Raw genomic sequence first — 582 nt, 5'->3', positions numbered from 1 at the left:
TCTTGAGGAAATAGAACCAAGATTATTTTCTTTTAACAGCCCTTACGGTGCATGTGGTTCGTGTAATGGGCTTGGTAAAAAGCTGGCTATTGATGTGAAGCTGATAGTGCCAGATGAAACTCTTTCAATATCTGAAGGCGCTTTAAAGCCAGTGGGATCAATGTTCCGTCAAGTGCACACAGGTTATGGATTTTTAAAAAGTGCAATTCTATCACTGGCTGAAAATTGTAAATTTAGCCTTGATGTTCCGTGGAAGAACATAGATCAAGAAGTAAAAGATATGATACTCTTTGGCTTCGGTAAATTTCAAGGTTTGGTCAGTATCTTAGAAAACCAGATGGATTATGATGAAACGCTTGTTGAGCGATATTGCTCTGTTACTCACTGCAGAGAATGCACTGGCTATAGATTGAGAAAAGAAGCGCTTACAGTAAAAATTGATAGCAAACATATAGGTGAAATATCAGGGCTTAGTATCGATGAATCCCTTAAGTGGTTTGAAAATTTGCCAGACAAGCTCACAGAACAACAGAAGCAAATCTCAAATAAAATACTAAGTGAAATAATCAAGAGGCTAACATT

General features: G+C 37.3%; 1 pseudogene. It reads left to right on the top strand.

The annotated features are described in order from the left end of the window. Window positions 1–582: pseudogene (locus tag BA053_RS06400) on the top strand (excinuclease ABC subunit UvrA); the annotation flags it as partial.

The sequence above is a fragment of the Wolbachia endosymbiont of Nomada ferruginata genome, from assembly GCF_001675785.1.
Classification (GTDB): Bacteria; Pseudomonadota; Alphaproteobacteria; order Rickettsiales; family Anaplasmataceae; genus Wolbachia; species Wolbachia pipientis.
This window is presented reverse-complemented; position numbering and strand designations above follow the sequence as displayed.